The organism is Pseudomonas sp. URMO17WK12:I11 (assembly GCF_007677725.1).
Classification (GTDB): Bacteria; Pseudomonadota; Gammaproteobacteria; order Pseudomonadales; family Pseudomonadaceae; genus Aquipseudomonas.
In genome coordinates this window covers 376,317-400,494 of sequence record NZ_VEDF01000001.1, presented here as the reverse complement: position 1 = coordinate 400,494, position 24,178 = coordinate 376,317, and the positions used below count along the sequence as shown (strand labels likewise).

At 58.9% G+C, this 24,178-nt stretch carries 34 protein-coding genes, 1 tRNA gene and 2 pseudogenes; 13 read left to right on the top strand and 24 right to left on the bottom strand.

Features of this window, described 5'->3' with window-relative positions:
* The first annotated feature begins 26 nt into the window (after positions 1-26).
* Genes modA through csrA form a run of 6 tightly spaced genes read left to right on the top strand, consistent with a single transcriptional unit; the run spans position 27 to position 4,089 of the window.
* Complete coding sequence (gene modA / locus FS665_RS01990; protein ID WP_145182578.1) at positions 27-785, top strand: molybdate ABC transporter substrate-binding protein; 759 nt, start codon at positions 27-29, stop codon at positions 783-785.
* Entirely contained in the window at positions 785-1,465 is a 681-nt protein-coding gene (modB, locus tag FS665_RS01985; RefSeq protein WP_145182575.1) for a molybdate ABC transporter permease subunit, read from the top strand. Before modA ends, modB begins: the two co-directional genes overlap by 1 nt.
* A 1-nt stretch (position 1,466) precedes the next feature.
* Positions 1,467-2,558 (top strand): molybdenum ABC transporter ATP-binding protein, encoded by a 1,092-nt coding sequence (gene modC, locus FS665_RS01980; protein WP_145182572.1) that lies wholly within the window; start codon positions 1,467-1,469, stop codon positions 2,556-2,558.
* A 57-nt stretch (positions 2,559-2,615) separates the two neighbouring features.
* On the top strand, positions 2,616-3,638 hold the full coding sequence (locus FS665_RS01975; protein ID WP_145182569.1) for a DNA topoisomerase IB: 1,023 nt from the start codon (positions 2,616-2,618) through the stop codon (positions 3,636-3,638).
* Entirely contained in the window at positions 3,631-3,855 is a 225-nt protein-coding gene (locus FS665_RS01970; protein WP_145182566.1) for a hypothetical protein, read from the top strand. The genes FS665_RS01975 and FS665_RS01970 overlap by 8 nt, the downstream gene beginning before the upstream one ends.
* Before the next feature lie 36 nt (positions 3,856-3,891).
* Entirely contained in the window at positions 3,892-4,089 is a 198-nt protein-coding gene (gene csrA, locus FS665_RS01965) for a carbon storage regulator CsrA (RefSeq protein ID WP_012315047.1), read from the top strand.
* A gap of 32 nt (positions 4,090-4,121) precedes the next feature.
* On the opposite strand, the gene FS665_RS01960 is transcribed toward csrA, so the two are convergent.
* The 4 genes from FS665_RS01960 to FS665_RS01945 form a co-directional block, all read right to left on the bottom strand.
* Complete coding sequence (locus FS665_RS01960; RefSeq protein ID WP_145182563.1) at positions 4,122-5,306, bottom strand: nitrogen regulation protein NR(II); 1,185 nt, start codon at positions 5,304-5,306, stop codon at positions 4,122-4,124.
* Positions 5,307-5,387: 81 nt separating this feature from the next.
* The gene (locus FS665_RS01955) at positions 5,388-5,675 is read right to left on the bottom strand and encodes a hypothetical protein (protein ID WP_145182560.1); all 288 of its coding nucleotides are present in this window, start codon (positions 5,673-5,675) and stop codon (positions 5,388-5,390) included.
* A 211-nt stretch (positions 5,676-5,886) separates the two neighbouring features.
* Positions 5,887-6,255: a histone-like nucleoid-structuring protein, MvaT/MvaU family gene (locus tag FS665_RS01950; RefSeq protein WP_145182557.1), complete on the bottom strand. Its 369-nt coding sequence runs from the start codon at positions 6,253-6,255 to the stop codon at positions 5,887-5,889.
* A gap of 183 nt (positions 6,256-6,438) precedes the next feature.
* Complete coding sequence (locus FS665_RS01945; protein WP_145182554.1) at positions 6,439-6,918, bottom strand: hypothetical protein; 480 nt, start codon at positions 6,916-6,918, stop codon at positions 6,439-6,441.
* A gap of 264 nt (positions 6,919-7,182) precedes the next feature.
* On the opposite strand from FS665_RS01945, the gene FS665_RS01940 reads away from it, so the two are divergent.
* Positions 7,183-7,267: transfer RNA gene (locus FS665_RS01940), tRNA-Leu, on the top strand.
* 109 nt (positions 7,268-7,376) lie between these two features.
* The gene (locus FS665_RS01935; protein ID WP_145182552.1) at positions 7,377-7,790 is read left to right on the top strand and encodes a DoxX family protein; all 414 of its coding nucleotides are present in this window, start codon (positions 7,377-7,379) and stop codon (positions 7,788-7,790) included.
* Here FS665_RS01935 and FS665_RS01930 read toward each other — a convergent pair whose 3' ends face one another.
* On the bottom strand, positions 7,791-7,985 hold the full coding sequence (locus tag FS665_RS01930; RefSeq protein WP_145182549.1) for a hypothetical protein: 195 nt from the start codon (positions 7,983-7,985) through the stop codon (positions 7,791-7,793). It lies immediately after the preceding gene.
* Positions 7,986-8,219: 234 nt separating this feature from the next.
* Complete coding sequence (locus tag FS665_RS01925; RefSeq protein WP_145182546.1) at positions 8,220-8,717, bottom strand: hypothetical protein; 498 nt, start codon at positions 8,715-8,717, stop codon at positions 8,220-8,222.
* A gap of 275 nt (positions 8,718-8,992) precedes the next feature.
* On the opposite strand from FS665_RS01925, the gene FS665_RS01920 reads away from it, so the two are divergent.
* The 3 genes and pseudogenes from FS665_RS01920 (at position 8,993) to FS665_RS23845 (ending at position 11,148) form a co-directional block, all read left to right on the top strand.
* A complete protein-coding gene (locus FS665_RS01920; RefSeq protein WP_145182543.1) occupies positions 8,993-9,667 on the top strand; it encodes a polysaccharide lyase family 7 protein in 675 nt (224 codons plus the stop codon).
* A 167-nt stretch (positions 9,668-9,834) separates the two neighbouring features.
* Positions 9,835-10,611: pseudogene (locus FS665_RS23850) on the top strand (PAS domain-containing protein); the annotation flags it as partial.
* 30 nt (positions 10,612-10,641) lie between these two features.
* On the top strand, positions 10,642-11,148 hold the full coding sequence (locus tag FS665_RS23845) for a methyl-accepting chemotaxis protein (RefSeq protein WP_256674928.1): 507 nt from the start codon (positions 10,642-10,644) through the stop codon (positions 11,146-11,148).
* A gap of 62 nt (positions 11,149-11,210) precedes the next feature.
* Here FS665_RS23845 and FS665_RS23350 read toward each other — a convergent pair whose 3' ends face one another.
* The 5 genes and pseudogenes from FS665_RS23350 to FS665_RS01895 form a co-directional block, all read right to left on the bottom strand.
* A complete protein-coding gene (locus FS665_RS23350) occupies positions 11,211-11,378 on the bottom strand; it encodes a hypothetical protein (protein ID WP_178108278.1) in 168 nt (55 codons plus the stop codon).
* A 304-nt stretch (positions 11,379-11,682) separates the two neighbouring features.
* A pseudogene (locus FS665_RS23610) lies at positions 11,683-11,904 on the bottom strand (hypothetical protein); the annotation flags it as partial.
* Between the two features lie 210 nt (positions 11,905-12,114).
* Positions 12,115-12,564 carry a carboxymuconolactone decarboxylase family protein gene (locus tag FS665_RS01905; RefSeq protein WP_145182537.1) on the bottom strand — a complete coding sequence of 150 codons (450 nt, stop codon included), beginning with the start codon at positions 12,562-12,564 and terminating at the stop codon, positions 12,115-12,117.
* A gap of 111 nt (positions 12,565-12,675) precedes the next feature.
* On the bottom strand, positions 12,676-13,341 hold the full coding sequence (locus FS665_RS01900; protein WP_145182534.1) for an FMN-dependent NADH-azoreductase: 666 nt from the start codon (positions 13,339-13,341) through the stop codon (positions 12,676-12,678).
* A gap of 28 nt (positions 13,342-13,369) precedes the next feature.
* A complete protein-coding gene (locus tag FS665_RS01895; protein WP_145182531.1) occupies positions 13,370-13,852 on the bottom strand; it encodes a GNAT family N-acetyltransferase in 483 nt (160 codons plus the stop codon).
* Positions 13,853-13,941: 89 nt separating this feature from the next.
* On the opposite strand from FS665_RS01895, the gene FS665_RS01890 reads away from it, so the two are divergent.
* Positions 13,942-15,378 (top strand): PLP-dependent aminotransferase family protein, encoded by a 1,437-nt coding sequence (locus tag FS665_RS01890; RefSeq protein ID WP_145182528.1) that lies wholly within the window; start codon positions 13,942-13,944, stop codon positions 15,376-15,378.
* Here the strand turns inward: FS665_RS01890 and FS665_RS01885 are convergent.
* From FS665_RS01885 to FS665_RS01875, 3 genes are all read right to left on the bottom strand, one after another.
* Positions 15,371-15,850, bottom strand: a complete 480-nt coding sequence (locus FS665_RS01885; RefSeq protein ID WP_145182525.1) for a carboxymuconolactone decarboxylase family protein — start codon at positions 15,848-15,850, stop codon at positions 15,371-15,373. The genes FS665_RS01890 and FS665_RS01885 overlap by 8 nt on opposite strands.
* Before the next feature lie 651 nt (positions 15,851-16,501).
* A complete protein-coding gene (locus tag FS665_RS01880) occupies positions 16,502-16,882 on the bottom strand; it encodes an AraC family transcriptional regulator (protein WP_145182522.1) in 381 nt (126 codons plus the stop codon).
* Positions 16,883-17,048: 166 nt separating this feature from the next.
* Positions 17,049-17,735, bottom strand: coding sequence for a hydrolase (locus FS665_RS01875; RefSeq protein ID WP_145182519.1), 687 nt, complete (start codon positions 17,733-17,735; stop codon positions 17,049-17,051).
* Between the two features lie 207 nt (positions 17,736-17,942).
* Here FS665_RS01875 and FS665_RS01870 point away from each other — a divergent pair, with 207 nt between their 5' ends.
* A complete protein-coding gene (locus FS665_RS01870) occupies positions 17,943-18,404 on the top strand; it encodes a RidA family protein (RefSeq protein ID WP_145182516.1) in 462 nt (153 codons plus the stop codon).
* A 19-nt stretch (positions 18,405-18,423) separates the two neighbouring features.
* Here FS665_RS01870 and FS665_RS01865 read toward each other — a convergent pair whose 3' ends face one another.
* The 10 genes from FS665_RS01865 to FS665_RS01820 all read right to left on the bottom strand — a co-directional run bounded on the left by FS665_RS01865 (position 18,424) and on the right by FS665_RS01820 (position 24,128).
* Positions 18,424-19,410, bottom strand: a complete 987-nt coding sequence (locus FS665_RS01865) for a LysR family transcriptional regulator (protein WP_178108277.1) — start codon at positions 19,408-19,410, stop codon at positions 18,424-18,426.
* 236 nt (positions 19,411-19,646) lie between these two features.
* The gene (locus tag FS665_RS01860) at positions 19,647-19,952 is read right to left on the bottom strand and encodes a hypothetical protein (protein ID WP_145182513.1); all 306 of its coding nucleotides are present in this window, start codon (positions 19,950-19,952) and stop codon (positions 19,647-19,649) included.
* Positions 19,949-20,242 (bottom strand): hypothetical protein, encoded by a 294-nt coding sequence (locus FS665_RS01855; RefSeq protein ID WP_145182510.1) that lies wholly within the window; start codon positions 20,240-20,242, stop codon positions 19,949-19,951. Before FS665_RS01855 ends, FS665_RS01860 begins: the two co-directional genes overlap by 4 nt.
* Before the next feature lie 74 nt (positions 20,243-20,316).
* The gene (locus FS665_RS01850) at positions 20,317-20,541 is read right to left on the bottom strand and encodes a hypothetical protein (RefSeq protein ID WP_145182507.1); all 225 of its coding nucleotides are present in this window, start codon (positions 20,539-20,541) and stop codon (positions 20,317-20,319) included.
* A gap of 12 nt (positions 20,542-20,553) precedes the next feature.
* Positions 20,554-21,051, bottom strand: a complete 498-nt coding sequence (locus tag FS665_RS01845) for a DUF2514 domain-containing protein (protein ID WP_145182504.1) — start codon at positions 21,049-21,051, stop codon at positions 20,554-20,556.
* Entirely contained in the window at positions 21,048-21,674 is a 627-nt protein-coding gene (locus FS665_RS01840) for a glycoside hydrolase family 19 protein (RefSeq protein WP_145182501.1), read from the bottom strand. Before FS665_RS01840 ends, FS665_RS01845 begins: the two co-directional genes overlap by 4 nt.
* 56 nt (positions 21,675-21,730) lie before the next feature.
* On the bottom strand, positions 21,731-22,282 hold the full coding sequence (locus FS665_RS23795) for a tail fiber assembly protein (protein WP_306102568.1): 552 nt from the start codon (positions 22,280-22,282) through the stop codon (positions 21,731-21,733).
* A gap of 2 nt (positions 22,283-22,284) precedes the next feature.
* Entirely contained in the window at positions 22,285-22,548 is a 264-nt protein-coding gene (locus FS665_RS01830) for a hypothetical protein (RefSeq protein ID WP_145182496.1), read from the bottom strand.
* A 506-nt stretch (positions 22,549-23,054) separates the two neighbouring features.
* On the bottom strand, positions 23,055-23,786 hold the full coding sequence (locus FS665_RS01825) for a hypothetical protein (protein WP_145182493.1): 732 nt from the start codon (positions 23,784-23,786) through the stop codon (positions 23,055-23,057).
* Positions 23,787-24,128, bottom strand: a complete 342-nt coding sequence (locus FS665_RS01820) for a hypothetical protein (RefSeq protein ID WP_256674884.1) — start codon at positions 24,126-24,128, stop codon at positions 23,787-23,789. It lies immediately after the preceding gene.
* Positions 24,129-24,178: the final 50 nt, after the last annotated feature.

Here is a 24,178-nt window from a genome sequence, read left to right as displayed (position 1 = left end):
CGATAACGCCCTCAGGAGCTGCATTCATGCGTATCCGTTCGCCGCAATTGGCCGTCACGGCCCTGGCCAGCCTGTTCACCCTCAACATCGCCTGGGCCGACGAGGTTCAAGTCGCTGTGGCTGCCAACTTCACGGCACCGATCCAGGCCATTGCCCAGGATTTCGAGAAAGACACCGGTCACAAGCTGATCGCCGCTTATGGCGCCACCGGGCAGTTCTATGCGCAGATCAAGAACGGCGCCCCGTTTGAAGTGTTCCTCGCCGCCGACGACAGCACCCCGGCCAAACTCGAACAGGAGCATGCCATCGTTCCAGGGTCGCGCTTCACCTATGCAATCGGCACCTTGGCGCTGTGGTCGGCCAAGCCGGGCTACGTTGACGACCACGGCGAGGTACTCAAGCGCAACGCCTACCAGCACCTGGCGATCGCCAACCCGAAGACCGCGCCGTATGGCCTGGCCGCAACCCAGGTGCTCGACAAGCTGCACCTGACCGAGGCCACGCGGGGCAAGATCGTCGAAGGACAGAACATCACCCAGGCTTACCAGTTCGTTTCCACCGGCAATGCCGAGGTGGGTTTCGTCGCCCTGTCGCAGATCTACAAGGACGGCAAAGTCGCAAGCGGCTCGACATGGATCGTCCCATCGACACTGCATGAGCCGATCCGCCAGGACGCGGTGATCCTCGAAAAAGGCAAGGACAATCCGGCTGCCAAAGCCTTGGTCGAGTACCTGAAAGGGCCGAAGGCCGCTGCGCTGATCAAGTCCTATGGCTATGAAATCTGATGCCGCTGGACGCCAGTGATTTCGGCGCTATCTGGCTGACCATCAAACTGGCCAGCCTGACCACGCTGATCCTGCTGATCATCGGCACTCCCATCGCCTGGTGGCTGGCACGCACGCGGTCGTGGCTGCGCGGCCCGGTCGGCGCAGTGGTGGCGCTGCCGCTGGTGTTGCCGCCGACGGTGATCGGTTTCTACCTGCTGATCGCCCTCGGCCCGCATGGCTGGCTAGGCCAGGCCACCCAAGCCTTGGGCCTGGGTACGGTGGTGTTCAGCTTCACAGGCCTGGTGATCGGCTCGACGGTCTATTCCATGCCGTTCGTGGTTCAGCCGCTGCAAAACGCCTTCAGCGCCATTGGCCCCAGACCGTTGGAAGTCGCGGCTACTCTGCGTGCCGGCCCATGGGACAGCTTCGTGCATGTGGTGCTGCCGCTCGCCCGGCCGGGCTTCGTCACTGCCAGCATTCTCGGTTTCGCTCACACCGTCGGGGAATTCGGAGTGGTGCTGATGATCGGCGGCAACATTCCGGACAAGACCCGCGTGGTATCGGTGCAGATCTTCGATCACGTCGAGGGCATGGCCTACGCGCAAGCCCATTGGCTGGCGGGGGCGATGCTGGTGTTCTCGTTCCTCGTGCTACTTCTGCTGTATGCCGGACGTCGCGGCAAGACCGCCTGGAGCTGACATGAACGGATCGATCACGGCGCGTATCCGGTTGGCGCGCGACGACTTCACCCTGGACGTCGACCTGCAGCTGCCGGGGCGCGGCATCACTGCTTTGTTCGGCCATTCCGGCTCGGGCAAGACCTCCTGCCTGCGGTGTCTGGCCGGGCTCGAGCGTGCCGCCAGCGCCTACATCGAAGTCAACGGCGAAGTCTGGCAAGACAGCAGCCGCAGCTTTTTCCTGCCACCGCACTTGCGCCCACTGGGCTATGTGTTCCAGGAGGCCAGCCTGTTCGCCCACCTGTCGGTGCGCGGCAATCTGGAATTTGGCTGGCGGCGCATTGCCCCTGCCGAGCGCAAGGTGAGCGTGGAGCAAGCCTCGCGGCTACTGGGCATTGGCCACTTGCTCGAGCGCACCCCGGCTACCCTGTCCGGCGGTGAGGCGCAGCGGGTCGGGATCGCCCGCGCACTGCTCAGCAGCCCGCGATTATTGTTGATGGACGAACCCCTTGCAGCGCTGGACGGGCCGCGCAAACGCGAAATCCTGCCCTATCTTGAACGTCTGCATGACGAGCTGGACATACCTGTGGTGTACGTCAGCCATGCTCAGGATGAGGTGGCCAGGCTCGCCGATCACCTGGTGCTGCTCGAGCAAGGCCGTGCCACTGCCAGCGGCCCGATCGGCGAAACCCTGGCGCGGCTTGATCTGTCGCTGGCCCAGGGCGAGGATGCCGGGGTGGTGATCGAGGGCCAGGTGGTGGGTCATGACCCGCGCTATGATCTGCTCGACTTGCGCCTGCCCGGCAGCGCGGCCCCTCTGCTGCGCATCGCCCACCCAGCGCTCAGTCCGGGCAGCACGCTGCGGGTCAAGGTCCAGGCGCGCGATGTCAGCCTGACGCTCGACGCTGACAGCACCTCGAGCATCCTCAATCGCTTGGCGGTGCGCGTGCTGCAGGTCCAAGCGGCCGAGAACCCGGCGCATGTCCTGGTGAGCCTGGATGCCAACGGCACGGCGCTGCTGGCGCGCATTACCCGTTATTCTGCCGATCAGCTGGACGTGCACCCAGGCCAAGCCTTGATTGCGCAGATCAAGTCGGTGGCGTTGCTGGGCTGAGCATCTTCGCATCATTCGTTGTCCATTGCTCAGTGACCTGATCGAGGCCCCCTGACGATGCTCGACTGCCCCCTTCCTGCGAGCCTGCACTATGTTGACGACAGCCAACCGGGGCTGACCCGGCGCCGCTGGCGTGACCGCTTCATCTACCTCGATGCCGAGGGCCAACGGGTCAAGGACAAAGACACCCTGGCGCGTATCGCGGCGTTGGTGATTCCTCCGGCGTACACCGATGTATGGATCTGCGCCGACCCGCAGGGCCACTTGCAAGCCACTGGCCGCGACGCCCGCGGTCGCAAGCAGTACCGCTACCATGCGCAATGGCGCGAATCGCGTGATCAGCATAAATACGGGCGCATGCTCGCCTTCGCCAAGGCCCTGCCCAAGCTGCGCGCGCAGTTGGAGCTGCACCTGGCGCGCCCAGGGCTTGAGCGCGAAAAAGTCATGGCCCTGGTGGTCAGCTTGCTCGACCACACGCTGATCCGCATCGGCAATCAGCGCTACATGCGCGACAACAAATCCTACGGCCTGACCACCCTGCGCAACCGTCACGTGGAAGTGAAAGGCAGCACCATCCGCTTTCAATTTCGCGGCAAGCGTGGGGTCGAGCACAATGTCACCTTGCGTGACCGGCGCCTGGCCAACCTGCTCAAGCGCTGCATGGAACTGCCGGGGCAGGCGCTGTTTCAGTACCTGGACGAAGACGGCCAACGCCACAGCATCGGCTCCAGCGATATCAACCAGTTCCTGCAACAGCTCACTGGCGCCGACTTCACCGCCAAGGACTACCGTACCTGGGCCGGCAGCAGCCTGGCGCTGAGCCTGCTCAAGCCGCTGGCCTGGGAACCGGAAACCGAAGCCAAGCGCCAGGTGTCGGCCATCGTCAAACAGGTTGCCGCGCGCCTGGGCAACACGCCGGCAGTGTGCCGGCGCTGCTACATTCACCCGGCGGTGCTCGAACATTACGCCCTTGGGCGACTGGCCGAGCTGCCCGGCGGGCGGGTACGCAAAGGGCTGGACGCCGAAGAGGTCGCGCTGTTGCTGTTTTTGCAGGCGTTGGAAGCGGTTGAACATGATTGAGCCAGGCTATCCAAGCGATCATGCAGAGAAATTTCCCATAAATCGCGAAGCCCCCTATTCTTGGCATCGAGCACCTTCGCCGATACGTTACGCCGCGATTGAACCGACGCCTGCAACTAAAGACACGCAACAGATTTTGTCTTTTGGGGAATTACTGTTCTTCGAAAGCGTCTTTAATGAGAAGGAAGCGGGACAGGCTCCCACCATCGCGCCCTGAGGCTCGATGGATTTCTATATCCCCAAGGAGAATTACATGCTGATACTCACCCGTAAGGTTGGCGAAAGCATCGTCATCAACGACGACATCAAAGTCACCATTCTGGGCGTCAAAGGGATGCAGGTGAGGATTGGCATCGATGCACCGAAAGATGTTCAGGTGCACCGTGAAGAAATCTTCAAGCGTATCCAGGCAGGTAGCCCTGCTCCGGAAAAGCACGACGATCAACACTGAGCCTTCTAACGCTTCGAACCGCACGGATGCGGTTATCGATGCGCGGTGTGTTGCGCTTGGCCATCGCACCCGAGCTGACCAGCACCAAGGTGGGCAGGCAAGTACAGGCGCATGACAGTGCCTTGGCCCACGCTGCTGTCGACCGTGATAGCGCCATGACTTTGCTTGGCGAAGCCGTAGGCCTGACTCAAGCCCAGACCGGTACCCTTGCCAAAGGGCTTGGTGGTGAAGAACGGCTCGAAGATCCTCGGTAGCCACTCAGGGTCGATCCCCGCGCCGTTGTCTGCCACTTCAAAACACACGAAACTGCCGCACATATCCTCCACTTCCCCGCCAAGTTCTGCCCTTTCCACATGCAGACGGATGTTGCCACGCTCACCGATGGCGTCACGGGCATTGAACAGCAGGTTGAGTAGAACCATCTGCAGTTGCCCGGCGTCGACCTCGATCAACGGCAAGCCCGGCTGCAGGTGCTGTTCGAGCTCGATCTCCCTGGGCAGCGCATGCTCCATCAGGCTGTGCGTGGACGCCAGCAGCTGAGCAGGGTCGATCAGCGCGACTTGCAGTTGCCGGTGGCGGGCGAAGCTCAACAGCTGCTGAGTGAGCTCCGTGCCACGCTGCCCGGCTTCGAGAATGTGTTCGATCATGCGCGCCACCCGTGCCGGATCAGGGTTGGCCTGCGCCAGGCGCGCCGAGTTGATGATGATGGTGAGCAGATTATTGAAGTCATGCGCCAACCCGCCAGTCAGTTGACCCAGCGCTTCGAGCTTCTGCGCCTGGAACAACTGAGCGCGCACCGCATCAAGCTGCTGCGCCGACTCGCGCCGGTCGGTGATGTCTCGGGTGACCTTGGCCAAACCGATAATCTGGCCATGCTCGTCCCGGATCACATCCAGCGCCGCCAGGGCCCAGAACTGCGTACCATCTTGGCGCACGCGCCAGCCCTCGTCCTGGGCTACGCCCTCCTCCAGCGCTTGTTTGAGCAGCCGCGCCGGACGCCCATCGGCGGCGTCCTGAGGGGTGAAGAACAACGAGAAATGCTTGCCGATGATGTCTTCGGCCCGGTAGCCCTTTATGCGCTGCGCGCCCGCGTTCCAGGACACCACATGGCCACGAGGGTCGAGCATATAGATGGCGTAGTCCACTACCGATTGCACCAGCTGCTCGTAGCGGCTGGCAGGCATGACAGGTTGAACGATGCAGTCGGCTGAAACCATGCAAACTCCACAGGCACAGCGGGAGGGGCCTGAATAGCTTAGCCGAGAGTACCGCGCTTCGACACGTAGCGCTGCAACAGATTATCTGTCCTCGGCTTCAACCAGCACCGGACCACCGCGCCGTGGCAGCGCGACCCTGAGCAGCCAACCCCCTACAGCCAGAATCAAGACGCCACCGACCAACGCGGTGACGCGCTGCGAAGGCGGGTGAGCTCCGTCAAAAGCCAGCAACAGCAGGTAACCAGCAAGCCCAAGCAGGCACAGATAAAGAAAAGCACCCAGCAGCAGCACCTTGGCAAACAGCAGGCGCCAGAGTAGATGAGAACGAGCGGCAAGGCGTTGCGAATCGGATGAGGAAGCTTCGGACATCGTGTCGCGCTCAGTGAAACCAGGGAATGGGTATCAGCGGCAACGAGACATCAAGGTACGGTGCCCACATCACAGACCTTACTCGCGCATGAGCATAGGCAATATAGATGGGCGGGTTAGAACATTCAGCTATAGCGAGTCTGTGACCGGTTGCGGGTCACGGCAGTCGACCGAGCGTGGCGGCACCGAAGTGCCACCACTGCGGGCGATATTAGCGGCTCAGCCAGGATTCGACTTCATCGGCACCGTATTCGGCTTTCCACTCTTTCAGCAGTTTGTGATTGCCGCCTTTGGTCTCGATGATCTCGCCATTGTGCGGGTTCTTGTATTGTTTGACTTGACGAGCGCGACGCGGCGCTTTTTCTGCGCTGGCCGGTGCAGCGGCACGGCGATTGGACTGCGGGTCGAGAATATTGATGATATCGCGCAGGCTGTAGCCATAGGTACTCAGAAGATCACGTAGTTTGGTTTCGAATTCGATCTCTTTCTGCAGCTCGGAAGAACCCTTCATGGCTTCCAGTTCGGCCAGTTGTGCGGCCAGTTTCTGTTCGAGCTGACGAAATTCTGCCAGACGGGACATAATAAATCCTCAAAGTTTAGGGAAACAGGCTGATCATCCTAAAGCATCGCGCCACGAATGTCTTTAAATAAGAGCAGACGGCCAGAATAAAGGTTCGATGCAATTAGTCACACTTACATCTGCACCCCAACACTACCACTCCAGCCGCTCGGAGAACGCTGTTCGATAGCGCGTAGCAATTTGCTAGGGCACCTGTTGTATGTAACTTTTTGCGTGCGCCCGGTCGCCTCCCGTGAGGGTTTTCAAATAGCTGATCGCCTGCGCGGCGGTAGGCACACGGTTCTCGACGTTCAGGTAACGAGGTGGCAGTGCAGTCCATATCAAAGCGTCAAAGCCGCGCTCAAGCGCCCAACGGTTCAATTCATCGATACCGTCATCATCATGAACCAGGAGCGTGCCGATACCGTCCTGGCGCCCTTGGGCAATTGCCTCTCGAACATGCAGCTCGGCACAAGCCTGCTGTAACGACTGTGCCGCAAGTCGGGCCCATAACACCGGCACGGGTAGCGCACTTAAACAAATAGCGGTCGCCAGTTCCTTGCCGTCGGCAACCCGCGAAAATTCAATGGGCACCACAGGACCATCGGCATGCCACTCACCGGCGATGCTTAATTCGCCTGGCTTCCAGATAAGCGATCCCCACCCCAGACAGCCGATATGCATAAGCGCCTCCTGCAATCCTATCAGCCAAATTCAACAGACCCTTGTTGCTGAAGACCTTCAAATAACGGCGCAGTGCCATCAAGCGCCGTTCTATTTCAACAGACGTGATTTGCAACGACGCATCCTGCTGCGGCGCGCTCAGTGCACCTCGAACCAAGAGCAAGAATCGACGTCGAATAGTAGCGCTGCGCGCGGCCCTTTTCCGAACGTCTAAATCGTTGATTTCTTCTCGCTTTTAGGGTCTAATCAGCGGCTTCCCATCGTGCCCCGGTGGTGAAATTGGTAGACACATCGCACTTAAAATGCGCCGCTTAACGGCGTCCCGGTTCGAGTCCGGGCCGGGGCACCACCGCTTTCTCGACCTGCCAACAGCAGCGTAATCGCTGCCCTGCGAACGGCCTGCAATCCTACCTACAGCTGCTACAGTGGAAGTTATTCTCGTCCACCGGTACGCCGCCATGCGTTATTCGTTGCTCGATGGTCAACGCGATCTCTTTCTATTACTCGCCCGCTTGTTATTGATGGTGCTGTTCGTGCTGTCAGGCTGGGCCAAGCTGACAAGTTTCGAGGCAACGGTTGGCTACATGACCTCACTGGGTGCGCCAGCGCCAATGCTCGCGGCAGCAATCGCCGTGATCATGGAATTCATCGTCGGCATCTTGCTGGTTCTGGGGTTCTACACGCGCCCCTTGGCGCTGATATTTGCCTTGTTCGTGCTGGGCACTGCGCTGCTTGGCCACCAATACTGGAATATGGTGGACCCAGATCGGGCAGCCAACATGACGCAGTTCCTGAAGAACCTGAGCATCTGTGGCGGCCTGCTCGCCCTGGCGGTCAGCGGCCCAGGGCGGTTCTCGCTGGACCGGCGCTGATCAATCGTTCGGATCGTCATGCCAGGCTGGGTGATCGCTTTCTTCGTCGTCGAAGTCATCCAGCGACGCCTCTTCGTCCTCGACATCGTCAAGCGCACCCTGGGCATCGGGTTCGAGATCTATGCCGTCATGGAGGAATTCGTGATCGAGCAGGTGATCGTGTTCAGGTTCGTGCAGGTCATCGTCGTCGCGCATGGTGGCTCCTGGAAATCGGCAACGCTTGTATAGGCCGATCGACCTGGCGAGTCAATGCAGACAATCCCCGCTATCGCGCTTCACAGCGTACCTACATGCTTTTCACGTTTTGCTGACACTGGCCCGGGCACTCTTGCAGCGCTCCATACGTTCTTTGAACCCGCCACTTGCTGGCGGGTTTTCTTTTTTCTGCAAGCCCAGTGGCGCTTGCCGCTGGGCCTGGCTGGGCAGCCGTTACTCGACCGGCACCAGACGCTCACGCTGCGCGATCGATAAGTCATCGATCAATCCGACATTCAAGGTGCCCTCACCCGTTTGCGCCAAGGGCTGCCCCATGTCTGCCGATGCAACGTCCGGCAGCTTGTACATGGCACCGGTCAATGGATCGACGATAAGCATGCCAACCAGCCCGCCGATCAGAATGTTGCCCCAGTACCAACCGCTCAGGCTCGAATCCAGTTCGATGGTCTTGTCCGGGTAGCCTTCTTTCTTGAAGCGCAGCATGTAGGTCTGGCCGGTGAAATAACCTTTCCCTGATTTCAGCGTCACCGTGCTCGGCGTATTGCCGCTGTGCACGATCGTGCCGTTCTTGTCGGTAATTTCAAAGCTTGCGCCGGACGGAGCGCTGGATACTGCCACCGGATAGCGCGACTCGCCCACGATACTCGCGCAGCCGTTGATACCGACGACTGCGGCCATCATTGCCGCTCCCATTACCTTGCGAAATTTCATTTTACAGCTCCATTAGCGCCGTCATTGGCAGGGTCGCGCATCGACCGGGCGCGACTCTATACAAAGTGATATCACTTTGTCACTAATTTGCCACTACTTGAATTTTTCCCTGAGCGAAATACTGTACATCCATACAGTTTTGGCGCACTTTGTGCGCAGTGTGCTTCGACGCATCCGCCTGGCCATTTGCCGCAGTGCCCAGACGGATGCAGAGCAACGCATCACGGTTGGAAGGCAATCGTGCCAGGCCAATGATTTTATCGTCAGGAGTTTCTATGACCGTAAACATCAGTAATCTAACGATCACTACCCCCGTCCCAGTCTCGTCCGTGAACCCGGTTGCGCTAGAGCTCAACGGCGCCGAAGCCATCGTCCAGTTCCCCAGCGTGGTGAAGGTGCTAAGCGACGGCGCGGTGCAGTTCTCGGCCCCTACCAAAGGCGCATCGAGCAAAAGCACGCACCGCACTCGCTGCGAGTGGTCGGAAAGCCGTAATTGGACATTGGCGAGCGCTGCCGATCACTGGAATCGGCAAACCATGACCTTGAGCAAAGTGAATTCAGCACAAAAGGTCGTCATCAGCCAGATGCACGTCAGGGGTGATGACAGCCCTCCGGTGAAGGTGTTTTGGAACAAAGCCAAGATCACCCTGGGTTTCCGCCAGACTTATAACCAGGCCAACCCCATCAATAGCACGCTCTTGCAAGATGTGCCGCTGGGGTCCGCGTTCGAGGTGATCATCCACGTGACCGCTGCGGGCATGGTGAAGGTAACTGCCAGGTGTAATGGAGTGTCCAAGTCCTCCACTGGCCTGCAGCTGGATGATACGTGGGACAGCCATCTGTTCGAGTTTCACGGCGGCGTCTACAATCAGGTCGACTACACCGATGCGACACCGGCCGAGGATGGCTCGGTGTGCATCATCAGCGAATTGTCGCTCAGCCATGGCTGAGCCCCGCACGCACTGAAGAGCACCCCGCGAGTGGCACCGCGCGGGGTGCTTTCGATGGGGCCGATCAGGAACGTTGGCAAGGGGAAGATGTCTAGTGCTAGCGAAATGACATCAATGTCGTCCCGCTCAACATTCCATGCTGCGCCTTCATCGAGGTAACCCCCAACATGTTCAACACGTCCCTCAAGGCTCGCATCGCCGAGCTTGAACGCGAACTCGCGTGCGCGGAGCAACGCCTCGATCAAATCGCCCAGGCTGGACTTCATGTAAAGCTCAATGCCCACTATGTAGTCACCGAGTGCAACGATGCGTTCGCCGCAGCTTTAGGCTTGAGCCCCGCCCAAGTGCAAGGCAAAGCCTTGTCGCAATTGGTACCGGAGTATGTTTCAAAGTTGCCGTGCTACCGCAACTTCATGAGGGAAATACCTGCCGGGCGACCCGTCAGCGATGAGTATCGCTATTTACGTAACGGCAAGCCGTTGGCATGGCTGCGTTTAACCTGGCATCCGCTGTGCGACGCTCAAGGAAAGTTGCTGGAAGTCATAGGGTATGGCCAGGACGCCACTCAACACATTGCCGCTGCACGGGAAAACCAGGCATTGCTCGATGCGCTGTTGCGCTCCACCGCGGTCATTCAATTTGATTTGAAAGGCACGGTGCTCGGCGTCAACCAGCAGTTTCTCGATGCCATGGGCTACCGCGAAGATCAGGTGGTGGGTAAGAGCCACCGCATGTTCTGCGATACCGATTTCAGTGCAAGCCCGGCTTACGAAGAGTTCTGGAAGACCCTCAACACTGGTCGCTATGTCAGTGGCCGCTTCCGTCGCTTGGACAGCCGCGGCGATGAAGTGTGGCTCGAGGCCAGCTACAACCCGGTCAACGATGCTGAGGGACGTCTGGTACGGGTGGTCAAGTTTGCGGCCGTGGTGACCGATCAGGTCAGACGCGAGCAAGAAGTCAGAAGCGCCGCGCAGATGGCGCTGGAAGTTTCTCGGCACACCGACCTCAGCGCCAGCAATGGCGTTTCAGTGGTAGGCCAGGCCGTACAGACCATGCAGGCGGTCAGCGAGCAGATGCAATCGGCAGCCTCCACCATCCAGGCGCTAGACAAGCAGTCGGTGCTGATCAGCTCGATTGTGCAGACCATTGGCGGCATTGCTTCGCAAACCAATCTGCTCGCACTGAACGCTGCCATCGAGGCGGCCCGGGCCGGCGAACAAGGAAGAGGCTTTGCCGTAGTGGCCGATGAGGTACGGCAACTGGCGGCGCGGACCAGCACCGCTACCGATGAAATTGTCGCCGTCGTGGCGCGCAACCAGATGCTCGCCTCTCAAGCGGTGACCGAGATCGAGAACAGCCGCACCAGCGCCGGGCAAGGGTTGAGCCTGGCGTCCCAGGCAGGCGATGCCATCAGCGGCATTCGAGCAGGCGCCCAACAGGTGGTCGATGCCGTGGGCCGGGTAAGCCAGGACCTTGGTTGATCGCCCGGCCTGAACGCAGCGCCGGAGATCCACCGGCGCCGTCTTCAAGCAGTGCACCACGATTATGATTCGCCAGAAAGCTCCACCACCAGCCTGGCCGCCTGGGCGTCATCTTCTCTATAGTGCAGGCCACCCTCTTCGTCTTCGACTTCAAACAGCACAGACAACCCTTCACGCCGCAACGCTTCGGGGATCTCATCCCCTTGTAATGTCCTGAGTGTCACAGTCATGGCATAAGTCCTCTCTGTTTTTCCAGAGACTCTGCCTGGCCAATGCGGGTTCATTACTTCGTTAAGCTGGCTAAATTTTCAACCCACAAAGAAAAACCCCGCAGACGTTAATCTGCGGGGCTTTCGAATGGTGGAGGCCGAGGTCGGAATCGAACCGGCGTAGACGGATTTGCAAACCGATACAAGAATCGCCGCCTCATGCCTGCTGACGGGAGAAAACAGTTCCAAAACGGAACGGGATTGGCCGGCCTGCAGCCCGCATCCTACAAGGGTTGCCGCAAAAGTTTTGGAACTGATTTTCGGGCTATTTTGCCAACCTTCCGGTACTGGCCCAAGTATTAGACAGCCCCCCTATCCTCCCTGGCGTTCTGCCAACCACGATCCGTCCTGGCTCGATGTCCACCCAATTCTCGTACTGGAACAACCCCAAGCTCCACGCCTCCTCGCGCTCTGTCAGTGCCCAAAGCCTCGCGGCCTCAGCGAGCTCCAGCATTTCGGAGAGCTGATCGGCGTCCACCTCTCGCCGCTCCCCGTCCCACTTGACCACTTGGTTGCATTCGACTTGACCAGCCATTTGCATCGGGCTTGACCAGTGCATGGGTACGCCTTGACCGGCAGGTATCGATCCATAGCGGTCGCTCGGAAAGGGCAGCAATTGGCCTAAGGCAGACGGTACGCGATACAAGCGATGTGCCGTCTCCGAAGTATTACCTCTCCAGGCCAAGTCACTCGGTCATCAAGCCCTAGCCGCAGGTTTGAGTCGGAAGCTGACGCCCATACGGTTAAATGCATTCATCGCTGCAATGGCCGCTGTAAGTTCAACAAGATCCTTTTCTGCAAACACTGCCGATGCTGCTGCATAAGCTTCGTCGGATACCTGTGTCTCGCTTACCCTGGTGACTTCTTCCGCCCAAGCCAGTGCTGAGCGCTCCTGATCCGAGAACAAATATTCTGCTTCATGCCATACTGGGACTAACAGCACTTTGTCCACTGATACACCTGCTTTGATCAGATCGCGTGAGTGGAGATCAATGCAATGAGCGCACCCGTTGATTTGAGAAACCCTGAGAAACACGAGGTGGATCAACGAGGCTGGCAAATTTGTCGCGGTGGTCACGAAATGATGCAGCCCGCCGAGGGCCCTTGCTGCACCAGGCGAAGCTTCAAACCAATTGAGTCGATTCATGATTTCTTTTCCTTTGTATGAGTGACGAAGAGCGTGGCCGCTTGTTGGCATACGGGCCAGTTGAGATACAAACTTAAGCGCTTGGAGTAGATGTCGGCCTTGAAGCAGACTCTAGACTTGTCCCACTCGACGGCTATGCCTACCAAAGAACGCCTGCACATCACCGTACCCTGTTGCCCTTCCAGTACTCAGTGGCTCCACCCCTTTCGCGGTACCCTCAACGGTAAAGTAATGCACTTGAGTGAGACCAATGGTGGCGAGGACGGCAGACAGGTAGGGGCGCAGAAAGTCTGGTTGGCGGGCCTGCGGGCCGCTGATGTAGCCCCCGCTAGCGATTGCGACATAAACCGGACGATCCGTCAGCTTTCCGATTTTGCCTTTGGCGGTGCCAACAAAGGTTTTACCCACGCGTACCACTTGGTCGATCCACATCTTGAGTGGGGCGGGCACGCTGTAGTTGTGCATCGGCGTGGCAATCAGCAGTACGTCGCATGCTTGCAGCTGGTCGATTAATTCGTTGGAACGGCTCAACGTACTGTCCCGCCCGCTTACCGTGACTACGCGCTGATTGGCTAGTGCCTGGGCGTAAGGCGCATCGACGGGTGCCAAGGCGTTGAGGTCTAGATCGGTCAACTGGATACCCCTTCTGCCGGCCTTGGTGGCCAAGGCAAACAGGATCTGCTGGGACAGCTTCAGACTTTCCGAATGGTTCGCGTTGGGGCTGGCGACCAGGCGAAGAACGCGCAAAGGAGCAAGTAGCGGTCGGGACGATGTCATGATGTTTGCCTCCTTGGATGTAAGCGGGTTATTGCGTATCGAACTGTTTTTGAAAGCGCATTGCCCCAGTCAGCAGGCCTTCACGGAAGTAGAAACGTTGCGCTCGGGCGTTGGCCAAACCTGTGTCGAGCGCCAGGCGCGCACAGCCGCTGGCGCGGGCCAGTCGCTCCAAGGCTTGTAACAAGCGCGCCCCCCACTGGCCACCCCGATGACCCTCGGCGGTGATAAGGTCATCGACATACAGGAATGCGCCATAGACCAGGCTTTCCTGTAGGCGGTAACCCGCCAATGCCACAAGAACGCTTGAGTCGTACGCGCCAATGAGGCGATAGCCTTCAACACGCATACGCTCGATGCGGCTGGTGAAGTCGGCTTCGCTGGTCAGATGAGGGCGCAATTGCTGCATTACCGGGAATGCGCTGCGCAGGTCATGGATGTTGTCGAGGGGGCGCAGGGCCGTGTCGGCCAGGTCGAGCACGCTGGGTATGAAGTTGGTCAACGTAGATGTCACGGGATTGGCCTAATGAGTAAGTGATGGCGCTATCTTGGACTACTATTGACCTACTTGATTGAGCCAAGAAATGGGATACGAACTAGTCCATGATCACTTCCCCAAAGCCGCCTTTCGCTCCCTTGGAAGGGCAGTCCGTGCTGCCTCTGTATCGTCAACTCTACGACCGCGTGCTGGCCGCCATTGCCGCCGGCACGTTGTCCGCCGGTGACCGCTTGCCGTCGGCGCGGGCCATGGCCAAGGAACTGGGTGTGGCCCGTGGGACCGTCGAACTGGCCTACTCACTGCTAGCCAGCGAGGGCTACCTCCTTGCGCTCGGGCAGAAAGGCACCGTGATCAATCCTGAACTGAAGAAGCCCGGGTTGGCGGCCAGCACATCACCCGTCAGTAGCACTGTCATCGAAGACTCTCCTGATTCGCTCTGGCGTCCGCCGCAGCTGTTGCCGTTCCAGATGGGGGTGCCGGCGCTAGATGCGTTTCCGCGCAAGATATGGGCGCGTCTGGGCGCCCGGTATCTACGCGGGATGGGTCTGGGAGATCTGGACTACCCGGCACCCCACGGCTTGGCAGCGTTGCGCAGCGCCATCGCCTCGTATTTGCAGGTATCCCGAGGCATAGATTGCGGTGCCCACCAGGTGTTTGTCACCAGCGGTTGGCGCAATAGCCTGACGTTGATCGCGCATACCTTGTTCCAGCCAGGGACACGAGCCTGGGTGGAGGACCCGGGCTATCCCCCCACGCGCCAAGTGCTTCGCCAATTCGGGCTGGAGCTGGAAGCGGTGCCGGTTGACGCCGATGGCATGAACGTAGAGCACGCCATCGCGGGAGGGCGGGCTGCGCAGGTCGCCATGGTGACACCGGGGCATCAGAGCCCGCTGTCGATGGCACTGTCGTTGCCACGCCGACAATTGCTATTGGATTGGGCTGCCCGCACCGGGGGGTGGATTGTCGAAGACGATTACGACGGCGAGTATCGCTACGTCAGCCGTCCACTCCCAGCACTAGCCAGCTTGGATCGTCATGGGCGCGTGCTGTATGCCGGGACCTTCAGCAAGGTGCTGTTTCCCAGCCTTCGCCTGGCTTATCTGGTGGTGCCGCAGGCCCAGGTGGCAGCGTTCGAACGCGTCGGCCGGGCCTTATTCGCTGCCGGCTCACCGTCAATAACCCAGGCCATGGTGGCGGAGTTCGTTGCTGAAGGACACTTTGCCCGGCATATCCAACGCATGCGCCGTCTCTACAACGAGCGACGGGCATTGACCATCGAAGCACTGGAGCGAAGTTTGCCGCTGGGTATGCAGGTGGAGCGCTCTCCGGGCGGGATGCACCTGGTACTGCGTCTGCCGAAGGACGTAAACGACACCGCCCTGGCCGAGCAGCTGCTGGGCAGGAGCATGTCGGTACAGGCGTTGTCGCGCTGGGCTGCCTCGTCTCAGCGTCAGTCGGGTCTGCTACTGAGCTTTACCAACTGCGCCACGGCTGCTCCAGGCGAGCAGCTTGGCGCGGTGATCAGCACGTTACTCAGTTGAGGTTGGCCTGGCTCAGGCCGAACAGTTCATCGGATGAGCCTGGGATGGCCTGGAAAGCTACATTGAGGCGGTTCCAGCCGTTAATGGCGACGATCAGGAACGACAGATCCGACAGATCGTGCTCGGAAAACTGCTCGCGTGCACGCGCATAGAGGCTGTCGGAGATACCATGAGGCGACAACTGGGTCAAGGCTTCAGTCCACTCCAGCGCCGCCCGCTCTACGGGCGTAAACAGCTGCGACTCACGCCAGACGGCGACGTGGTGAAGACGCAACTCGCGCTCGCCATGGATCTTCGCCTCTTTCACATGCATATCCACGCAAAACGCACAGCCGTTGAGCTGCGAAGCCCGCAACATGATCAGGTGGGCAACATCGACCATCAATGGCTTCTTGCTCAGTTGCAGGGTCAGCTCCACTAGTTTGTTGGACGCTTGGGGAGACAGCTTGAAGTAGTCAATGCGGTTGTTCATGGGCTGGTACTCGCAGTGGGTTGGTGTCCGTTGGAGCCCACTCTAGCCACGCTTGGACTAGCCACACAGAGCCAAGAGGGTGTTTTTGAACTAGACCATGCCTGTTAGCGAAGTGCGTCATGATGATCCCGTCGAGCAGTAGAGTCGGAGAGACGCTACAGGCCTCTTGCTGCTTCGCGGACGGCAGCTTTGGGTCGATTTCTGCCGGTCAAGACGTACCTTTCCCATGACCGTGTCTGATCCGTTAGGCATAATGTCGCGCCGGGCCAACACCATCGCCCTTAGAGCTGGAGATCGGAAGGTGAGTTCGCCGGACGCTTACGCTCCCTGACGGAGAACGCCATTTCCGCCAGCACCAGGACTCGGCCTTCCGGATCGGTTATCAGAAACGCTCCCCTAACCCCGACACAGAAAGACATCTCAGCTGCATCCAGCTTTCGCGATCAGGTAACTACTCTCAACAGGCTTCCCCTGTTGGAGGCTTTGGCGGTTCGTAATTCAAAAGTATGATCTGGACTCACAACCCTCTCTTGGAGAGTCGTCTTGGAGACTGCTTGGAATTGTCCCGTGGCAACGGACGCCAAAAATGCGAGCTAGCGAGCGAAATCAGCCATGGGAGTATGCATCAAGCTCAGCGATATGTGATCTCGGCTAAGCCGCATGTTGCTGCCACGCCTGAGGCGTTATCCCCTCAGATTTCATAAATGCTCGACAGAAATGTGGTTGATCGTAGAAGCCGCACTCTAGCGCAATCTCGGCAAGCATCATCGTAGACGCTTCCAGCAGAGCTTTACTCTTCATGAGGCGCTGCTCACGCAACCATTGTTGCGGAGATACCTGTGTGGATGATTTGAACATCCGCGAGAAATGGCTGCGCGATAAACCACAGGCTGCGGCAAGTGCAGTCACCGATATACCAATATCCAGATGATCCAACATCATTTGCTTGGCGGTTGTGACCTGCCAGGGTTTGAGCCGCCCCGTTGACTGAATCGAGACGGTGGCTATAACGATGCCGTTAGCATTGTTCATGAGGAGCAATTCATCCTGAAAAAGTCGAGGAGAGCAGATCCGGGCAGTACCGCTCGCGAAACCTCTCCTGAAGCCTCAGAAGACGCCGTCTCGATTCTCTAGCCCGGAACCGTTCGTGCCAGCCCCTCCTTGCAGATCATAAAGCAGGTCTGGGGCTGATAAGTTCTCAGATCGCTGCGGGCACAGGCGCCAAGGTGGGACCGTGCTGAACGCGCTCTGGCGCTTTGTGCACCATTGTGTAGGCGTAGTCGACGCCCATGCCGTAGGCGCCGGAATGCTCTTTGACCAGGTCCATAACAGCATCGTAGGTGTCGCGGTTTTTCCAGTCCCGCTGCCACTCCAATAGCACCTGCTGCCAGGTGACTGGCACAACGCCCGCCTGGATCATGCGCTGCATAGCGTAGTCGTGAGCTTCTTTGGTGGTGCCCCCGGAAGCGTCGGCAACCATATAGATTTCATAGCCTGCATCGTGCATTGCAGACAGTGCGAAGGTGGTATTACAGACCTCAGTCCACAGGCCTGAAACGATGATCTTGTTCCGACCATTCTTCTTCAGCGCATCACGAACCTTCTGGTCATCCCAGGAATTCATGGACGTGCGCTCCAGCAACGGTGCTTCAGGAAAGACCGCGAGCAGTTCAGGATAGGTATGCCCGGAGAAGCTCTCTGTCTCGACGGTAGTGAAGGTAGTGGGCACATTGAAGATTTTGGCTGCTTTGGCCAGGCCTACGGTGTTGTTCTTCAACGTCTGCCGGTCAATGCTCTGCACGCCGAAAGCCATCTGCGGCTGCTGATCGATGAAGATCACTTGGCAGTTGAGCGGAGTCAGGACTTCAGTCTGTGGATTGCTCATTGTTCTTCCCTTTTGCTGAATGATGGAGCGAAAGTTTTCGGCGGGTCGTCGCCGAATGCCAGCACAAGATAGCGAAACGCTAAGCGAAGCGGTGGCGCACCTTTGCACTTTTGAGGGCGCATTAATGCGCCATAGGTTGCGTCCAATCCGCTGCTAGGATCTCGGCCAGTCGGATCACGTAGATCCATTTTCGCCAAGGGGAATTCAATGGCCGCTTCACGACCTTTCAACGACGACACCGCCTACTGGGGCGTTTCATGGGAAGAGGGCTACGGCTATCCGCAAGCGCGGCGGGTTGGGAACGAGATCTTCATCTCGGGGCAGTTCAACCATGACGAAGAGGGCAACCTGGTAGCGCCGGCACCACTCGATGCTGACGGTCGACCGAGCGATTTCTCGTCAATGGGCGAGCAGATGCGGGTTTCCTACGACAACATTGCCAAGTTACTGGCCTTGTATGGCGCCACAATGCAGGATGTCGTCGAGGAGACGCTGTATGTGCTGGACATGGACGCCGCCTTTGCCGTAGTTGGCAAGGTGCGCAAAGCGGCCTATGGCACAGAGCGCCCGGAGGCGGCCAGCAACATCATCGGTGTATCGCGGCTAGCCCAGCGTCCCCAGCTGATCGAGATTGTGTGCCGTGCTGTGATCGGCGCCCAGGCCAAATGACAGGCGCTCCCGGTTTCAGCTATGAAGCCGGGATGGCCTGCTGACCTTCGATCAGCGCTTTGAGATCCGCCACGGCCGCTGCGCAGAATGTCATGAATGCTTTCACTCGCCAGGACTTCCTGATGTCCTGGTGGGTAAGCAGCCACAACTCATCCTGGAGCTCTTGCACCACTGGGCCTACCCGAGCCAACCCGGGGGTGATGTCTCCCAGCATGCAGGGCAGGAAGCCAAATCCCAGACCCGCTGCAATGGCGGCACTTGCTGCGGCCACGGAATCGGTGCGGTAAGAAATATTCTCCGGGGGCACCCGACATTCGACGTAGCTCGTTGCCTTCAAACCGCACAGACCTCCCGAGTAGGACACCCATGCCTCACCTTCAGCGAAGGGATCGGCAATCGCCGCCTGCTTGACGCTGCCATATGCCGCCCAGGCGATGTTGGCGAGCTTGCGACCCACAAGGGTGTCCGTTGGTTTTTTTGTCGCACGCACCGCGATATCCGACTCGTCCCTAGCGAGACTCAGCGTCTGGTTGCCGACCAGAACTTCCACGGTGATCCCCTCATTGAGAGCTTGGAAGTCTGCGATGATCGGCGTGAGAAAGTACAGCAGCAGCGAGTCGCTGGTAGTGATTCGCAGCTTTCCCAATGGACCTTGTCCAGCTCGGGAAACCCTGCGGGTGACACTGACGATGTCCAGCTCAACGCGCTCGGCCAGTGCACGAAGCTCGGCCCCTTCTGCAGTCAGCAGATAACCCGCCTTGCGATGATCGAACAGCGCAACCCCGAGCGTCTTCTCAACTTGCGCGACTCGGCGCGAAACGGTTGACACATTGATGCCGAGCTTTTTGGCCGTGGCGGCACGGTTGCTACAGTCACTTAGCGTTTTGATAATCCGCAAGTCATCCCAGGAAAGCTGGCCAACCGCTTCTCCGACATCCCATTTCGGCCCGTCAGAGTTAGATTGAATCGGCGAGACAATTCCAGGTGGCGGTTTCACGAAAATCATTCCAGGTGAGGTGGATCAATGATACGAGAAGCGGGTTGGTCTGCCCATGTTGAGCGCCACGGACAATCCGCGGCTCCTTCCCGCTGAGCTGAAAGGTTAACTCAATACTGCAGGAGTAGTGTGGCAATGAGCCTCAAGGCCTCGGGTTCCGCGACCTATGCACCCTCGCTGTCTGATATGCATTGCTCGTTTTTGGCGGTTTCCATCCAGTAAAACCGCTGTTTCAGGCCCAAATATTAGACAGCACCGCTACCCTTCACTGGCGTTCTGCCAACCACGATCCGTCCTGGCTCGCTATCAACCCAATTCTCGTACTGGAACAACCCCAAGCTCCACGCCTCCTCATGCTCTGTCAGCGCCCAAAGCCTCGCGGCCTCGGCGAATTCCAGCATTTCAGAGAGCTGATCGGCATCCACCTCTCTCCGTTTCCTGGCGGCGAACGCCATTTCCGCCAGCACCCTGGCTCGGCCATCCGGATCGGTCACCAGAGCGGTGTGGTCGTTGAGCTCGGCCAGCCAGGCCGTTGGCAAGCTGCCCATCATTCTGTCCTGCACCACCACGACTGCGCGTACATCACGCCGTCGATCTCCTCAACACCGTTGATGTTGATGCCAAGCTGCGCCATTCCATTGACTTTGGCGTCATGGAGCCGAGGAATGATGTCAGCGCCGGGCGTGGGGTTGAATACCCAGGCCTGCGTGGCTACACGGCCGAGCGGCTCGCTGTGATGATCGCCAATGTGCACGTCAGCGCGCAGGGCTGGAACCTTGCGGAGCTGGTCATGAGGAATAGCCACGCCATACTCGCGGCGGCGAACGAGGAGGAAATACATAGGGCACCAATACTGTATGTGTATACAGCATCGTAAGGCTCAGCCCTCGTAGCCGCAATGACCGGCCAGCGGCTTCAGTGCAGTGGAGGCAAATCCTTGCCTCTGGCTTTCGCGACCACGCGGAGCTGGTAGTCACAGACCACCTGAAATAGGGACTCTGCGAGCAGGTGCAGCCGCTCCACCTCCTCTGGAGGCTGCCCGGCGTCTTGGGCCGCATGGTAGGCGCGCATGGCATCGAGAGCCTCTTTGAGCAGAGGCTCCCCTGCCTCGACCATGCCAATGAAAGTCCGCTTCTCCATGACCTGCTCCGATCAGTCGATCAGCGCATTATAGGACGCCTCGCAGAGCTGACCCGCTATTTTGGCTTGGTCATAAGCTTGCGCCAGCTCTCCCGCTCGAGCATCAGCCCGTGTGAGCAGGTCGGAGAGCACCATGGCGGCGCGGGTGGCTGTTTGGCCTCGGGCGACAGCGGCGGTATCCGTGCCGGGGCAACCGACGGTGGCGGCGAGCTTGGCTCCTTCGTCGCGCAACCGCTGGCCAGCAGCATCGGCGCCAGCAGCGCCAACAGCAGCAACCGTTCGTTCTTCATGAGCATTGGCTTTCGCCTCCTCCTGCGCCTGGGCACGTCGTTGTTCTTCTTGCCGCGCACTGCGCTCGCCGATCACCTCGGCCAGGCGATCGCCGCTGTCTCGTTTTGCGGAGGCCTGTGCAGCGTCCGCGCGCTCTACTGCCCTGCCGTGCTGGTACACACCCCAGTAGGATGCGAGCAGCGCCAGAAGGACCAGCGATCTTAATGTGAAGGAATTCATGCCAGCACCCTCAGCGCGATGTCGTACAGCGCCAGCCGCTCAGCTGCGCCGTGTGGTGTCTTGCCCGGCTGGCCAGTGTTGATGATGCTGCCGATATCGCGGATGCGGCCGGCGTCGGCCAGCTGGTTCAGTCCATGCTTGGCCCACCACCAGGCAGCCGACTGAGCGGCGTGCTCGGCCTGCTCGAGGAGATCGGGTTCATCCTCGAGCGGCAGGCTCAGGCCCGCGCCGGCTTCGCGATAGTTGCTCCGGCCAGTGACCTGCAGCAGGCCGCGCCCACGGAAGCGCCAGCCATCGCCGGATACCTCCGGACCGTTGCCCATCCGCCCGCCATAGGCCTTGTTGGCGATTTTCTCCGGCTGCCGGGCATTCGCGGCGGCGGTCTGCGCGGTGAACCGGCTTGGCCAAGTGCGCACTAGAGCTTCAGCGCTGTAGTTGAGGTTCTCCACCAGGTTGCGCAGCTGGCCAGACTCATGCGCGACCTGGGCCAGGAACGCAGCCTGACGGACCAGGCTGTCAATGCGCCAACGAACCATGGCGCGGTTAAGCGCGGGCAGGAAGGCGCCGGCAACCGGCCGGGCCTTGGGCATGATCTGCAGCAGCTGCTGCTCGGTGATCGGCATGGGTTTTCTCCAGGCAAAAAAATACCGCCAGGCGGCGGTCGGTGGTTTGGTGTGGGTCAGGCCGGCGGCGCCGGCCAGTCGATATCGGCGGGGTAGCCCTCTTGGTCGGGAAGACGGTTCAGCGCCACGCGGAAGCGCTTCCATTCCTTGAGCAGAGCGAGCTCGGCATCCGTGGCCTCCTCCAAGTCGACTGCGTCCTGCAGCGGCACAATGGCAGCGTCTGCGATCGCACGGTATCGCGATGCCTGCGCTTGGGCGGTCAGTAGCGGATCAGCTGCAGCGGGATCTTGCATAGGCGGAAGCTCCACCGCTGGCAGATCTTCTACAGAAACGTGCAGGGTAATGCTGTGAATGAGGTCGGCCGGCTCGCCATCCTTGGCCACGCTGACCGCCAACATGCCCTCATTGAACCCGGTCGAAATGGAGGCGCCAGCGTCGAGCTGGTTGATAACGTAGCCCCATCCCTCCGGCGGCGGCACCATGCCCAAGGTCCCGTGCACCAGGTACTGGCCAGGGCCTGGGTGATCGACCGAAAGGTCCGATTTGCCCAAGGACGTGATGTCGAGGATTTCGCCACTGCCGGCAATATTGATTGCTGCTCGAGTCATGGTCATATGGCCTTCAAGGTGCCGTCAGCGGCGCGGGTGGTGTTGCCGGTGTGGTAGATGATGTTGAACCCCACCGTCGAGTAATCCCCGGAGCGAAACCCGATGACGCCACCAGGTGAGGTGCTCATGTAAAGCTGTGCGCCAAGGTACGTGCCTGGGTTGCCGGGGAATGCCAGGTTCATGCAAACACCGTAGGGGATGGGGCGGTACGCAGTGGCATCAGCGATCACGCCGAAACTTGTCTCAAGTCGGTTCATGTCCGGCATGATGGACGATCCACCAATAGCCTCGCGTGAGCCTAGGCCAAACGCGGGAACGGTAAGCACTTGGCCGGCGCCAACCCCGACACTGCGCAGAGCGGCGCTCCCGAGCTCGAGGCCAGCGCGGGCGGAAGCTGGGGAGGTTCCGCCGGTCCCACCCTTCTCAATCGGAAGAACGTCGAAATTTCCCGTCGTGCCCAGAGCAGCGATCTTGTTTCCATACTGAGCTACGAGCGCCCGAAGTGCATCTGCTGAATCTTTGACATACCCCTGCATAGGAGCAAGGCCGTAAGTACCACCGGCTATACTTGGTCCTTGATACGCAGGAAGAATGCTCAGCACCACTGAACTCGATACGTTGACGACTTCATACCAGCGACCGTCTGGCCCTTGGAATGCGTCCCCTACTCGAGAATTCGCCGCGAAGTCTGTATTCGAGCCAACAACAGTAGTTTGGCCGGCCGTGATTGCTACACTGCCTGATCTGTACCATGGCATTTAGATCAACTCCTCTAGGTATTTGCGTAGCGCGACGGCGGAAATTTGCAGATTGGAATTGAGAAATTTGTATTATTGATACCCTGCCAAAACCAAGGCCCCATCGAAGTATCCTTTGTGACAAATATTATAAGCGCCGGCGCTCCAGCGTCTAGTATAGTTAGACCGGCGTAACGAGCCCCTCTCATGAACCAGGACACTCCCCTGTCGAATGAGGATATACTGACAAAATCGTCGCCCTCAATAACCATGTTGCTCTTGTATTCATCAACCCCCGAGCCATTCAACTTCGTCCAGGCCTTAGTGAACCTACTGAACTTTACCACCTTGTCAGCAGATGAATAAACGGGCTCATTATTTTCACCCCTCACCTCAGACCCGTAGACCTGCGAATTATAGGAATCTGTGAATTTGCAAACTACAAATTCCACAACATGGTTCTGTAGCGTAGAGCCGCCGCGCGCGGCTGAGGTAACTCTGAAACCTGTCCATGCCCCAGGGCTACCAAGGATAGTGATGTAGAGCCCCAAATTCGGATGGCTAGCACTCACAACCCGTACAAATATCTGCGGCGCCTCTTGCGATCTGACAACCTTAGCGAAGGTGGCAGCCCCATATCCGTTGGCGTCAGTTTTGGATGATCTGATGTTGAACTGGGATCTCTCCGAGAAAACGAGAACCTTGTATCTGTTGGATATAACCACGGAAAGCTGGTTGTTGATAGCAGAAAAGCCGTACTCAGCCATTCATCTAAACCTCACTGCCTCAATGGTTGAAGGGCAGGTGTTTTCCACCCATTGATCTCGATAGTCATTGCCCACACCCGTGGGATATTTGATGTTCACATAGGTAAAAATGGCTATTTGGGTACCGCCTAGCTCTCGGTAGGTCGGAACCATTCCCCAACCATCAGAGTAACCCGGCTGTTCGTAGGAAGCGTATTGACTAGGCGTAATGAGCACGAAGCAATTACTTGGATCATAGCCGGGAACATCAAACAATATATAATCAGAGCGTATGCCTTGCCCTGTGCGGTTCGCTGCCGGGACCTGCATAGATGCAAGTTTGAACAAGGTGAAGTCGTCCATGGAAAGCGTAATCCTATTACCAGAATCACGCTCCTCGAATCCGTAAACAT